The sequence below is a fragment of the Luteimonas lutimaris genome, assembly GCF_039537065.1.
GTDB classification, from domain to species: Bacteria; Pseudomonadota; Gammaproteobacteria; order Xanthomonadales; family Xanthomonadaceae; genus Luteimonas; species Luteimonas lutimaris.
Map to the genome: position 1 here is coordinate 14,640 of NZ_BAAAZU010000026.1, position 12,960 is coordinate 27,599.

General features: G+C 69.6%; 12 protein-coding genes. 4 read left to right on the forward strand and 8 right to left on the reverse strand.

Annotated features, from left to right (window positions below; all coding sequences use genetic code 11):
- Positions 1-21: 21 nt before the first annotated feature.
- The 4 genes from ABD679_RS12345 to ABD679_RS12360 form a co-directional block, all read right to left on the reverse strand.
- A complete protein-coding gene (locus ABD679_RS12345) occupies positions 22-1,308 on the reverse strand; it encodes a M24 family metallopeptidase (RefSeq protein ID WP_344760291.1) in 1,287 nt (428 codons plus the stop codon).
- 111 nt (positions 1,309-1,419) lie between these two features.
- Positions 1,420-2,403: a malate dehydrogenase gene (locus ABD679_RS12350; protein ID WP_344760292.1), complete on the reverse strand. Its 984-nt coding sequence runs from the start codon at positions 2,401-2,403 to the stop codon at positions 1,420-1,422.
- A 136-nt stretch (positions 2,404-2,539) separates the two neighbouring features.
- Positions 2,540-3,739 (reverse strand): pyridoxal phosphate-dependent aminotransferase, encoded by a 1,200-nt coding sequence (locus tag ABD679_RS12355; protein WP_344760293.1) that lies wholly within the window; start codon positions 3,737-3,739, stop codon positions 2,540-2,542.
- 140 nt (positions 3,740-3,879) lie between these two features.
- Entirely contained in the window at positions 3,880-4,374 is a 495-nt protein-coding gene (locus tag ABD679_RS12360) for a peptidylprolyl isomerase (RefSeq protein ID WP_344760294.1), read from the reverse strand.
- Positions 4,375-4,548: 174 nt separating this feature from the next.
- Here ABD679_RS12360 and typA point away from each other — a divergent pair, with 174 nt between their 5' ends.
- From typA to ABD679_RS12380, 4 genes are all read left to right on the forward strand, one after another.
- Positions 4,549-6,396, forward strand: a complete 1,848-nt coding sequence (gene typA / locus ABD679_RS12365) for a translational GTPase TypA (protein WP_344760295.1) — start codon at positions 4,549-4,551, stop codon at positions 6,394-6,396.
- Positions 6,393-6,980: a 2'-5' RNA ligase family protein gene (locus ABD679_RS12370; RefSeq protein ID WP_344760296.1), complete on the forward strand. Its 588-nt coding sequence runs from the start codon at positions 6,393-6,395 to the stop codon at positions 6,978-6,980. Before typA ends, ABD679_RS12370 begins: the two co-directional genes overlap by 4 nt.
- Positions 6,977-7,489, forward strand: a complete 513-nt coding sequence (locus tag ABD679_RS12375) for a DUF2127 domain-containing protein (protein WP_344760297.1) — start codon at positions 6,977-6,979, stop codon at positions 7,487-7,489. Before ABD679_RS12370 ends, ABD679_RS12375 begins: the two co-directional genes overlap by 4 nt.
- A 115-nt stretch (positions 7,490-7,604) precedes the next feature.
- Complete coding sequence (locus tag ABD679_RS12380; protein WP_344760298.1) at positions 7,605-9,245, forward strand: amidase; 1,641 nt, start codon at positions 7,605-7,607, stop codon at positions 9,243-9,245.
- Here ABD679_RS12380 and ABD679_RS12385 read toward each other — a convergent pair whose 3' ends face one another.
- The 4 genes from ABD679_RS12385 to rplQ form a co-directional block, all read right to left on the reverse strand.
- A complete protein-coding gene (locus ABD679_RS12385; RefSeq protein WP_344760299.1) occupies positions 9,246-10,259 on the reverse strand; it encodes a WD40/YVTN/BNR-like repeat-containing protein in 1,014 nt (337 codons plus the stop codon).
- Positions 10,260-10,374: 115 nt separating this feature from the next.
- On the reverse strand, positions 10,375-11,769 hold the full coding sequence (locus ABD679_RS12390; protein WP_344760300.1) for a class II 3-deoxy-7-phosphoheptulonate synthase: 1,395 nt from the start codon (positions 11,767-11,769) through the stop codon (positions 10,375-10,377).
- Positions 11,770-11,846: 77 nt separating this feature from the next.
- Positions 11,847-12,347, reverse strand: coding sequence for a disulfide bond formation protein B (locus tag ABD679_RS12395; RefSeq protein ID WP_344760327.1), 501 nt, complete (start codon positions 12,345-12,347; stop codon positions 11,847-11,849).
- 123 nt (positions 12,348-12,470) lie between these two features.
- A complete protein-coding gene (gene rplQ, locus ABD679_RS12400) occupies positions 12,471-12,842 on the reverse strand; it encodes a 50S ribosomal protein L17 (RefSeq protein WP_344760301.1) in 372 nt (123 codons plus the stop codon).
- Positions 12,843-12,960: the final 118 nt, after the last annotated feature.

A 12,960-nucleotide genomic window follows, 5' to 3' on the forward strand; every position in this document is an offset into this window, starting at 1 on the left:
AACCCCCGCGCCCAGTCCCGGTCATCCAAACGGCGCATCGATCGTCGGCGGCTGGCTGAACCAGCGCGGGCCATCGGCCGTCATGTGGAAGCAGTCCTCCACCCGGATGCCGAACTGGCCGGGCAGGTAGAGGCCGGGTTCGTCGGAGAAGCACATGCCGGCGGCCAGCGGCGTCTTCTCGCCGCGCACGAGGTTGACCGGCTCGTGGCCGTCCAGGCCGATGCCGTGCCCGGTGCGGTGCGACAGGCCCGGCAGCTGGTAGTCCGGACCGTAGCCGAGGCTCGCGTAATAGCGGCGGACGGCGTCATCGACCGCGCCGGCGGGCACGCCGACCTGCGCCGCCTCGAAGGCGACCTGCTGGCCGCGAAGCACCTGCTCCCACACCTTGCGCTGCGCCGCGCTCGGCTCGCCGCCGAACACGAAACTGCGCGACACGTCCGACTGGTAGCCGTGCACGTTGCAGCCGCAGTCCATCAGCACGACTTCGCCGGGCCTGACCTGCTGCGGCTTGCCGCTGCCGTGCGGGTAGGCCGCGGCTTCGCCGAGCAGGACCAGGTTGAACTCGACCGCGCCGCCGAGCTTTTCCGTGGCGGCGGTCATCAGCGCGCCGATGTCGGCGGGCGTCATCCCGGCTTGGATGCGCGGATACGTCCAGCGGTAGGCCGCGATGGTCACGTCGGTCGCACACTGCATCAGAGCGATCTCGGCGGCGCTCTTGATCATGCGGCAGCCGCGCACCACCGGATTGGCAGATACAAGCGAAATCCCCGGATGCGCCTGCTGCAGGCCATCGACGAGCAGGTAACGCGCGGTTTCCTCGATGCCGACCGGCTTGCCGGCGAGCTTGCGGTCGCGCAGGAACCCGGCCACCACCTCGAACGGGCTGGTGTCCTCCTGCCACACCCGCACCTGGGCCGGCACGCCCAGCGATTCGTGCACGGAAGGCTCTTCGAAGAACGGCGTGACGATGCAGGGATCGCCTTCGACGGGCAGCACGGCGCAGGTCAGGCGCTCGCTGCGCCACCAGCGCACGCCGGTGAAATAGACCAGCGAGGCGCCGGGTTCGATGACCACCGCGCCGATGCCGTGCTCGGCCATCAGCGCCTGCGCGCGGGCGATGCGCGCCCGGCGTTCGGCTTCACCGATCGGCTGGGCGCCCGTGGCGAGGCTGGCGAGCGCGTCGAGGCCGGTATCGGCCGCGTCCGCCGCGCTCGCGCGCGGCGAAGCCGGCAGCGCAAGCAACGGCAGCGCACCGGCAGCACCGAGCAGTGCGCGACGGGAAAGCGTGATGGGCGGTCGGCGTTCCATGGGCTTCTCGCGGTGGCGGAAGCCGCTATCCAACCACGGCAGGCGCCACACCGCCAACACGAAAAGGGCCGGCACGCGGCCAGCCCTTCCGTGCCACTGCGTGCGGCGGGATTACAGCAGGTGCGCCACGCCGGCGCGTTCCTCTTCCAGTTCGGCCAAGGTCTTGTCCATCGCCGCGCGACTGAATTCATCCACCGGCAGGTCGGTCACGCGGGTGTACTCGCCGTCCTTGCAGGTCACCGGCACGCCGTAGATGACGCCCTCGGGGATGCCGTAGCTGCCGTCGGACGGCACGCCCATGGTCACCCACTTGCCGTCGGTGCCCAGCACCCAGTCGTGGATGTGGTCGATGGCGGCGTTGGCGGCCGAGGCGGCCGAAGACAGGCCGCGCGCCTCGATGATCGCGGCGCCGCGCTTGCCGACGGTGGGGATGAAGGTGTCGGCGTTCCACGCGGCGTCGTTGATCTTGTCCTTCAGCGATTCGCCGTTGACGGTCGCGAAGCGGTAGTCCGGATACATGGTCGGGCTGTGGTTGCCCCACACGACGAGCTTCTCGATGTCGCCCACGGCCACGCCGGCCTTGGCGGCGAGCTGGCTCAGCGCGCGGTTGTGGTCCAGGCGCAACATGGCGGTGAAATTCTTCGCCGGCAGGTCGGGTGCGGACTTCATCGCGATGTAGGCGTTGGTGTTGGCCGGGTTGCCGACCACCAGCACCTTGACGTCGCGCGAGGCGACCTTGTTCAGCGCCGCGCCCTGGGCGGTGAAGATCTTCGCGTTCTCCAGCAGCAGGTCCTTGCGCTCCATGCCCGGGCCGCGCGGACGCGCGCCGACCAGCAGGGCGATGTCGGCGTCCTTGAACGCGACTTCGGCGTCATCGGTGCCGACCATGCCCGCCAGCAGCGGAAACGCGCAGTCGTCGAGCTCCATCATCACGCCCTTGAGCGCGGCCTGGGCCTTCTCCATCGGCAACTCGAGCAGCTGCAGGATGACCGGCTGGTCCTTGCCGAGCATTTCGCCCGAGGCGATGCGGAACAGCAGCGAATAGCCGATCTGGCCGGCTGCACCGGTGACGGCGACGCGGACGGGGGTTTTCATTGGTTGCTCCTCGAAGTCTCTTGTTGTTCCAAACCCACACACCTGTCATCTCGAGCCGAAGGCGAGAGACCTGCTTCTTGCGCGATGTCCGGGAGAAGCAGATCCCTCACTGCGTTCGGGATGACAGTGATGGAGATCAAATCAGTTCGGCGAAGAATTCCTGGATGCGCTGCAGCCCCGGCGCCAGCTGTGGCGTCGGGCAGGTGTAGCTGATGCGCAGGCCGCGCGGCTCGCCGAAGGCCGAGCCCGGCACGCAGGCCACGCCCTTGGCGTCGAGCAGCGCGTTGCACAGGTCGACGTCGTTGCCGATGACCTTGCCGTTGTGCGACTTGCCGAACGCCACGCTGATGTCCGGGAACGCGTAGAACGCGCCCTGCGGCACCGGGCAGGTCACGCCGGGGATCGCCTTGAGCGCGGCGACGACCTGGTCACGCTTGGCCTGGAACTCCTCGCGGCGCGCGGCCGGCACGTCCTGCGGACCGGACAGCGCGGCGACGGCCGCCGCGGTGACGATCTCCGGCAGGTTGGTGATGTGGTTGGAGTTCATCGTGGTGACCGCGGTGGCCACCACCTCCGGCCCGACCATGAAGCCGGCGCGCCAGCCGGGCATGCCGTAGGTCTTGGACAGCGAGTCGACGAACACCACCCGGTCACGCAGCTCGGGACGGGCGTGCACGAAGTTGTGGTAGCCCACGTCGTCGAACACCATCCGGTTGTAGATGTCGTCGGTGACCACCCACGTGTCCGGGTGCTTCACGATCACGTCGGCGAGCGCTGCGATCTCGTCCTTGGTGTAGACCATGCCGGTCGGGTTGGACGGGTTGTTGAACAGGAACACCTTGGGCTTCTTCGCCAGCGCCGCGTCGAGCTGGGCGGGCGTGAGCTTGTAGTCCTGCTCCGGCGGGCACGGCAGCAGCTGGATGTCGGCTTCGAGGATCTCGCCGATATCGAGGTAGCTGGTCCAGTACGGAGTGCAGAAGGCGAAGCCGTCGCCCGGGTCGAGCAGCGCCTCGCCGAGGTTGTAGAGGATGTGCTTGGCGCCGATGCCGGTCGAGCAGTTGGCGCGGGTGTAACCGGTCAGGCCGATCTGTTCGATGTGCCCCAGGAAGGCGTCGAGCAGGTCGTTGGAACCGCGGTTGCTGCCGTACTGGCCGGAGTCGTGCTCCAGCGCCTCGCGCGCGGCGGCGTAGACGTGGTCGCCGGGCAGGAAGTTGGGGACACCGATCGAGAAGCTGATGATGTCGCGGCCTTCGGCCTTGAGCTGCTTGGCCTTTTCGGCCACCACCATGATCGCACTGGGCTTGGCACGGCCCATGCGCTTGGCGAGCTGGGGCATCGCGGAACCTCGGGAAGTTGGGGAGCGGGGGGCTGCAGGCGGGCGCGGCGCCGTGACTCAGGCGCGCGCTTGGCAGCCCCGTGATTTTAGCACGCCGGCCACCCGCTCCCGGCCCTGCGGAGCGGGCGCCGGCGCACCGGTCAGGCGGCGAGGATCTTGTTCCACTCGGCCACGCGGTCGGCCTTCGCGGCCAGCGCGGCGTCGGCATCGCCCTCGATCTTCACCGACTTGATGGTGTCGCCCTGCTTGACCGCGTCGACGGCTTCCAGGCCTTCGAGCACTTTGCCGAACACGGTGTGCTTGCCGTCCAGCCAGTCGGTCTTGATGTGGGTGATGAAGAACTGGCTGCCGTTGGTGTTGGGGCCGGCGTTGGCCATCGACAGCACCCCGCGCTCATGCTTGACGCCGTTGTTGGTCTCGTCCTCGAACTTGTAGCCCGGGCCGCCAGTACCGGTGCCCTGCGGGCAGCCGCCCTGGATCATGAAGTCCGGGATCACCCGGTGGAAGCTCAGGCCGTCGTAGAAGCCGCGCCTGGCCAGGTTGACGAAGTTGGCCACGGTCAGGGGGGCCTTGTCGGGGTAGAGCTCGACCTTGATCGGGCCACGGTCGGTGTCGAAAACGGCGTTCAGGGACATGGATTGCCTCGTTGGGGTGGGAATGCCCCGCCGATATGCGGGCTGAAGAATGGGATTCAATCGGCCCCGGCCGGCCGCGTTTGCGGCATCGCAGCAATGTATACTGATCGGCTCCCTCCACTTTATGGCCGCGCCCTGCCCCACCAGCTCCGGCGCGCCTTTCCCGTTCCCGTCATGTCCATCGAACGCCTCCGCAACATCGCCATCGTCGCCCATGTCGATCATGGCAAGACCACCCTCGTCGACCAGCTGCTCAAGCAGTCGGGCACCCTGGACGAGCGCGCCGCGGTCCCCGACCGCGTCATGGACAGCAACGACATCGAGAAGGAACGCGGCATCACCATCCTCTCGAAGAACACCGCGATCCGCTGGACCCACCCGAAGACGGGCGAGGTGTGGCGCATCAACATCGTCGACACTCCCGGCCACGCCGACTTCGGCGGCGAAGTCGAGCGCGTGCTGTCGATGGTCGACTCGGTGCTGGTGCTGGTCGACGCGATGGACGGGCCGATGCCGCAGACGCGCTTCGTCACCCAGAAGGCGTTCGCGATGGGCTTCAAGCCGATCGTGGTGATCAACAAGGTCGACCGCCCGGGCGCGCGCCCGAGCTGGGTGCTGGACCAGACCTTCGACCTGTTCGACCGCCTCGGCGCCAGCAACGAACAGCTCGATTTCACCACCGTCTACGCCTCCGGCCTGCAGGGCTTCGCCGGCATGGACGAGGACGTGCGCGAGGGCGACATGACGCCGCTGTTCGAGACCATCTGCGAGCACGTGCCGGCGCCGCCGGTCGACCCGGACGGCCCGTTCCAGATGCGCGTGACCTCGCTGGACTACAACAACTACGTCGGCGTGATCGGCGTCGGCCGCATCCAGCGCGGCAAGGTGAAGACCAACCAGCCGGTGACCGTGGTCGCCGCCGACGGCAGCAAGCGCAACGCCAAGGTGCTGCAGGTGCTCGGCTTCATGGGCCTGGAGCGGGTGGAAGTGGACGAGGCGCGCGCAGGCGACATCATCGCCTTCAGCGGCATCGAGGGCATCGGCATCTCCGACACCCTGTGCGACCCGGCCGCGGTCGAGCAGCTGCCGGTGCTGACCGTCGACGAGCCGACCATCTCGATGACCTTCCAGGTCAACGACTCGCCGTTCGCCGGGGTCAAGGACCGCAGCGGCGGCAAGTTCCTCACCTCGCGCCAGCTGCGCGACCGCCTCACCCGCGAGACCGCGCACAACGTGGCGCTGCGGGTCGAGGACACCGCCGACGCCGACAAGTTCAAGGTCAGCGGCCGCGGCGAGCTGCACCTGTCGATCCTGATCGAGAACATGCGCCGCGAGGGTTACGAGCTCGCGGTGTCGCGCCCGGAAGTGATCGTGCGCGAGATCGACGGCGTGATGCAGGAGCCCTATGAATCGCTGGTCGTCGACATGGACGAGCAGTACCAGGGCGGCGTGATGGGACGGCTGGGCGAGCGCAAGGCGCAGTTGCAGGCGATGGAGCCAGACGGCAAGGGCCGCGTGCGCCTGGACTACATCATTCCCGCGCGCGGGCTGATCGGCTTCCAGACCGAGTTCCGCACCCTGACCGCCGGTACCGGCCTGCTGTTCCACGTGTTCGACCACTACGGCCCGCGTGCCGACGGCTCGATCGGCCAGCGCCAGAACGGCGTGCTGATCTCCAACGGCACCGGTTCGTCGCCGGCCTACGCGCAGATGGCGATGCAGGAGCGCGGCCGGCTGTTCATCGAGCCGGGCGAGGAAATCTACGAGGGCCAGATCGTCGGTATCCACAGCAAGGACAACGACCTGACCGTCAACGCGCTGCGCGGCAAGCAGCTGACCAACTTCCGCGCTTCGGGCAAGGACGACGACGAGGGCCTGATCCCGCCGGTGAAGCTGTCGCTGGAACAGGCGCTGGAATTCATCGACGACGACGAGCTGGTCGAGGTCACGCCGAAGCAGATCCGCCTGCGCAAGAAGCAGCGCACCGAAGTCGACCGCAAGCGGGCCTCGCGCGCGGCGTGAGCCAGGCGCTGTTCCCCGGCTGGCGGCCAAGCGGCGGGGAAGCCGCGCGGCTGGCGCCGGTCGTCGCCGCGCTGCGGGACGCGGGCCGGGGGCACGGACTGAAACTGCAGGCGCGCCGCCCGGACCAGTGGCACGCCACGCTGTGTTTCATCGGCTACGACATGCAGCACGCCGTGACGCCTGCGCTGCTCGGCGCCTTCGCGCAGGCGGCGGCGCGCATCCCGCCGCATCGTTTCTCGATCGAGCGCGCGACGTACTGGCCGCAGGCCGGTGCGGTCGTCGCCCTGCCCTTCGACTGCCCTGCGCTGCAGGCGCTTTGCGACGCGACGCGGGACGCGATCCGTCGCTGCGGCGTCGCTCCGCTGCAGACCACGACCCAGCCGCACGTCACGCTTGCCTACCTGGACAGGCACCTTCCGCCGCAGGACTGGCTGGACGACATCGACTGCGGCAGCGCCGGCACCTTCCTCGTCGACGGGTTCGAACTGCTGTTCAATCCCGGCGGCCGCTACGACGCCCTCGAACGCTGGGCGCTGACCGGCGCCGAACTGCCGCGCCCGCCCGAACAGGGCACGCTGCTGTGACGCAGGCGCGCTACAACCCCGACCCGCACGCACACCCGGGCCTGCACGCCATCGCAATCGTCGAGGCGGCAAAGGGCGCGCTCGCGGTGCTGGCGGCCAGCGGGCTGGAGTTGCTCGGTCCGGCCCCGCTGCAGCAGTTCGTGCAGCTGCTGATCACGCGCCTCCAGCTCGACCCCGACCACGGCGCGATGGCCTGGCTGGCCAACGCGATCAATCCCGGCGCCGTGCACATGGCCGCGGCCGCGGTGTTCTTCTACGGCGCACTGCACCTGCTCGAGGCCTGGGGTCTGTGGCGGGCAAAGTCCTGGGCCTCGTGGCTGGGCTGCGTGACCGCCGCGGCCTACCTGCCGTTCGACGCGTACGCGCTGTTCGCGCATCCGGGCTGGATCGCGCTGGCCGTGGTGGCGATCAACGTCATCGTCGTCTGGGTGCTGGCGCGCGACCTGCTCAAGCGCCATCGCGCCGCCGCGCGGCAGGTACCCGCTCCCGCGAAAGCGCCAGTCCCATAGGAACTGCGGAAGCCGCGACCTCCGCGACGGCCTTCGCGACCTCGCGACCGCCTGCGGTTGCCCGCACGCGCCCGCCGCGCGATGCTGGCCATTGGCCCCCGCGGAGACCGCCACGATGCCGCACCCGTCGACCCTCGCGCTGCTGCTCGCCTGCACGCTGCTCGCCGCCTGCAACCGGCCGCCGGAAGCGGCTGCGCCTGCCGCCTCCGCTGACGGCGCCACCACGACCGGCACGACGGACGACTTCGCCTTCGCCGAGGCCGACATCGCCGGCCTGCAGGCGCGCATGGCCGACGGCACGCTCGACAGCCATGCGCTGACCCGCGCCTACCTCGACCGCATCGCCGCGATCGACGACGCGGGTCCGCGACTCAACGCCGTGATCGAGCTCAATCCACGCGCACTGGAAGAAGCCGACGCGCGCGATGCCGAACGCAAGGCCGGCAACGTCCGCGGCCCGCTGCACGGCATCCCGGTGCTGCTCAAGGACAACATCGACGCCACGCCGATGGTGAACTCCGCCGGCTCGCTCGCGCTGGCCGGACACCGGCCGAAGGACGACGCCTTCCTCGTCCGCCGCCTGCGCGAGGCCGGCGCGGTCATCCTCGGCAAGACCAACCTCAGCGAATGGGCGAACATCCGCTCCTCGCGCGCAACCTCCGGCTGGAGCGCACGTGGCGGGCAGACGCGCAGCCCCTACGCGCTCGACCGCAATCCCTGCGGCTCCAGCTCCGGCACCGGCAGCGCGATCGCGGCCAACCTCGCGGCCGTCGGCGTCGGGACCGAGACCGACGGCAGCATCATCTGCCCGTCGGCGGTCGCCGCGCTGGTCGGGATCAAGCCCACGGTCGGACTGGTCAGCCGCGACGGCATCATCCCGATCTCGCAAAGCCAGGACACGGCCGGCCCGATGGCACGCAGCGTGGCCGACGCGGCGGCCCTGCTGGCGGCGATGTCCGGCGCGGACGCATCCGATCCGGCGACACAGGCAGCCACGGGCCACGCGATCGCCGACTACGCCCCGTACCTGAAGGCCGACGGCCTCGCCGGCGCACGCATTGGCGTGGTCCGCGCGCTGATGGGCTACCAGCCCGACGTCGACGCCGCGATGGAGCGCGCGATCGAAGCGATGCGCGCCGCGGGTGCAACCGTGGTCGACGCGGAAATCGCCACCCTCGGGGAATGGAACGCCGCCGAGTTCACCGTGCTCAAGTACGAACTCAAGGACGGGCTGGAACGCTACCTGTCCGGATCCGGCGCACCGGTCACCACGCTGGCCGGGCTGATCGACTTCAACCGCGAACACGCGGCGGAGGAGATGCCGTTCTTCGACCAGGACATCTTCGAGCAGGCGCAGGCGCTGGGACCGCTGACCGACGCGGTCTACCTTGAGGCCCGCGAGCGGACGCGGCGGCTGGCCGGGCCGGAAGGCCTCGACGCCGCGCTCGACGCGCAGCACCTCGACGCGCTGGTGGCGCCGGCAATGTCGCCGGCGTGGCTGACCGACCCGGTCAATGGCGACCACTTTACCGGTGCCGGCTACGGCGTCGCCGCGGCGGCCGGCACGCCCAGCATCACCGTGCCGATGGGCGACAGCCACGGCCTGCCGCTGGGTGTGGTGTTCATGGGCAAGGCGTGGAGCGAGCCGCGCTTGCTGGAACTGGCCTATGCGTTCGAGCAGAAGACGCAGGCGCGCAAGCCGCCACGGTTCCTGCCGACACTGACGCCGGACGCGGCGCCGGCCACCACGAAGTAATCAGTCGCCGATCTCGATGCGTGCGATGCGGCCCTTGTCGCCGCTGGTCCAGCCGATGCTGCCGGCGAGGTCGATGGCGTCGTAGCCGGTCGTCGATACGGACACCCACCCTGTGCCGTCCCACGCATCCACGCCGGTGGGACCAACGGCGATGCAGGTCGTGGCCTCGTCCGTGCAAGCGACACCAGAGCGATAGCCGGGCGTCGGGGCCCAGGGACTTCCGCTCACGCCGGTGACCTGGCTGTATTCGAACCCCAGGCTCTCCGCCGGCACGTCTTCCGCGAGGAAGTCACCGCCGACGACAACGAAATCTCCCGCCAGCGGCGCGACCGAAAATCCACCCTTCGATTCGGCACCGGCGTCCAGTCCATTGTGGACGGAGATCCAGCGACCATCACTGTCGTTCCGGATGTGTATCCGTGACTGCGTGCCGCCCGTCGCCACCGCCAGCGCAGTGCCGGCGCGCGCGATGCAGGTACCGCTGGCCGCGAATGCCGCTTCGCCTTCCACCGCGGCCGGGCCGTCGGCCGGCGTCCAGTCGCGGCCGCCGTTGGCACTGGCGAACACCTGGAACTGCCCGTCCACCGGATCGCCCAGCAGCCAGCCACGCTGGCCGTCGAACGCCATGCAGTCGAAGAATCCGCGCGGATCGTGGTTCTGCAGCACAAGCTGCCAGCTCTTGCCGCCATCGTCGGTGCGGTACACGCGCGAGGCCTCGCCCGGGCCGATCGCCAGCAGGACCGCGGTCACGCCGTCGAAGGCCTCGACGTCGCGGAAGTCCAGCGATTCGGCACCCGGCACCACGATTCTCTCCCAGCTGCGGCCGCCATCGCGCGTGCGCAGCACCGTGCCGTCGCGGCCGCTGGCCCAGGCCGTCTCGGCGTCGACCGCGGAAATACCGCGCAGTCGCACGTCCACGCCACTGTGCTGCGGAACGACATGCACTTCGGCGTGCGCGCCTGCCGCCGCGAACAGCAGCGGCGCGACGGCGGCAAGGATTCGGTTCGCAGGCATCGCGCATCCCCTGTCTGGAGTGCGCCGAGGCTAGCACGCGCTGCGCGTGCCGGTTGCCGGGTACGCCCGGGCCACGAGCACCTGCACCAGCAGAGAACCGCCGGAAGGCGACAACTCAGGCCGGGGTGGCGCCCGCGAGCGACCACTTGCGCACGATCAGCATCGCGGTCTCCAGCGCCTGTTCGTAGTTCAGCCGCGGATCGACGGTGGAGCGGTAGGCGCGTTCGAGGTCGCGGTCGCTCAGGTCACGCGCGCCACCGGTGCACTCGGTGACGTCCTCGCCGGTCAGCTCCAGGTGCACGCCGCCCAGCCGCGTGCCGGCCGCGGCGTGGATGTCGAACGACTGCTCGATCTCGCTGCGGATGTTGCGGAAGCGGCGGGTCTTGTAGCCGTTGCTGGTTGCCTCGGTATTGCCGTGCATCGGGTCGCAGATCCACAGCACGCGGCGGCCGTCTCGCCGGATCGCGTCGAGCAGCGGCGGCAGCTTCTCCGCGACGTGCGCGGCGCCCATGCGGTGGATCAGGCTCAGCCGGCCGGGTTCGTCGTCGGGGTTGAGCACGTCGACCAGCGCCAGCAGCTGGTCGGGCGTCACCGACGGCCCGATCTTCACCGCCACCGGGTTGCGGATGCCGCGGAAGTATTCGAGGTGCGCGCCATCGAGCGCCGCGGTGCGCATGCCGATCCACGGGAAGTGCGTGGACAGGTTGAACCAGCCCCACTGCCGCGGCACCTGCCGGGTCTGCGCCTCCTCGTACGGCAGCAGCAGCGCTTCGTGCGAGGTGTAGAAATCGACCCGGTTGAGGTTGTGCACCGACGTCCCGGACAGCGTCTCCATGAACCGCACCGCGTCGCCGATGCCCGACACCATGCTCTGGTACTCGCTGGCCAGCGGCGAATGCCCGACCCAGCGCAGGTCCCAGTACTCGGGATGATGCAGGTCGGCGAAGCCGCCGTCGATCAGCGAGCGCACGAAGTTCATCGTCATCGCCGAGCGTGCGTGCGCCTTGACCATCCGCCGCGGGTCCGGCGTGCGCGCCTGCGCATCGAACGCGGGCGCGTTGACCATGTCGCCGCGGTAGCTGGGCAGGGTGACGCCGTCGCGGGTCTCCATGTCGGCCGAACGCGGCTTGGCGTACTGGCCGGCGAAGCGGCCCACCCGCACCACCGGCAGGCGCATGCCGTGCACGAGCACCAGGCTCATCTGCAGCAGCACCTTGAGCCGGTTGGAGATCACGTCCGGGCTGCAGTCGGAGAAGTTCTCCGCGCAGTCACCGCCCTGGAGCAGGAAGCGCCGCCCCTCCTGTGCTTCGGTGAGCTGCTGCTTGAGCGCCATGATCTCCCACGACGTCACCAGCGGCGGCAGCGCGCGCAGTTCGTCCTGCACGTCGGCCAGCACGCCCGCGTCCGGGTACGACGGCTGCTGCTTTGCCGGGCGCCCGCGCCAGCTGGCGGGCGTCCAGCCTTCCGGCAGGTGGACGGGTTGGAGGGTGGATCGATCAGCGTGGGACATCGTCGGCTTATGTTGCGTCGCAGCGAAATCCCATCATCTGCCCGAAACGCGGCGTGCGCAACCGCCGCGGCGCTGGTTCAGCCGCGGCGGAAGGCCGCCGACAGCACCAGCAGCGCGAGCAGGATAAACCACAGCAGGCTCCACGCCGGCATCGACAGGCCGAGGAAGGTCCAGTCGACATTCGCACACTCGCCCGAGCCGGTCAGCACCTGGCGGATCACGTCGGTCAGCGGATTGGCCTCCATCATGAACGACAGCGGCGGTCCGCAGGCCGGGACCTCGTCGGCAGGCAGGTGGGTCAGCCAGACGTGGCGCGCGGCGATGCCCGCCCCCACCAGCGCGGGCACCAGTGCGACCAGCCCGTACGCCATCCGGCCCCCAGCGCCGCGCGGCGCATGCAGCCCGGCCACCAGCAGCACCACGCCGAGGGCGGCGAAGGCGATGCGCTGGAAGATGCACAGCGGGCACGGCTGCAGCCCCCACTGGAACTGCGAGAAGATCGCAAAGCCCACCAGCGCCACGCACGCGGCAAAGCCCGCGAGGCACTGGCTGCGGAAGGACCAGCGGGAGGGATTCAGGGTCACGGGCGGCGCCTTTGTTCTTCGGATCGGTTGCGGTGGTCACCCGCCGCGGCGGCGCCAAGATAGCAAAAACCCCGGCGCGAGGGCCGGGGTTTCTGGCGAGCTTGAAGGCGTGCCGCGCTACTCGGCGGCCTGCGGCCGGTCGACCAGCTCGACGTACGCCATCGGCGCGTTGTCGCCGGAGCGGAAGCCGCACTTGAGGATGCGCAGGTAGCCACCCGGACGGCTGGCGTAGCGCGGACCGAGCGTGGTGAACAGGTTGCCCACCGCTTCCTTGTCGCGCAGGCGCGAGAAGGCCAGGCGCCGGTTGGCAACGCCGTCGGTCTTGGCGAGCGTGATCAGCGGCTCGGCGACGCGGCGCAGTTCCTTCGCCTTGGGCAGGGTGGTCTTGATGAGTTCGTGCTTGAACAGCGAGGCGGCCATGTTGGTGAACATCGCGTCGCGGTGGGCACTGGTGCGGTTGAACTTGCGGCCGGATTTCTGGTGGCGCATGGACGTGATTCCTGTGAGGTGTGAATGCTGGAACGCTGGACTTCTCTGTCGCCATCCTGGCGTTGACGCTTGGACTGCGGTTGGCCCTGGCCGGCATCCTTCGCCGGACGTGCCGCGG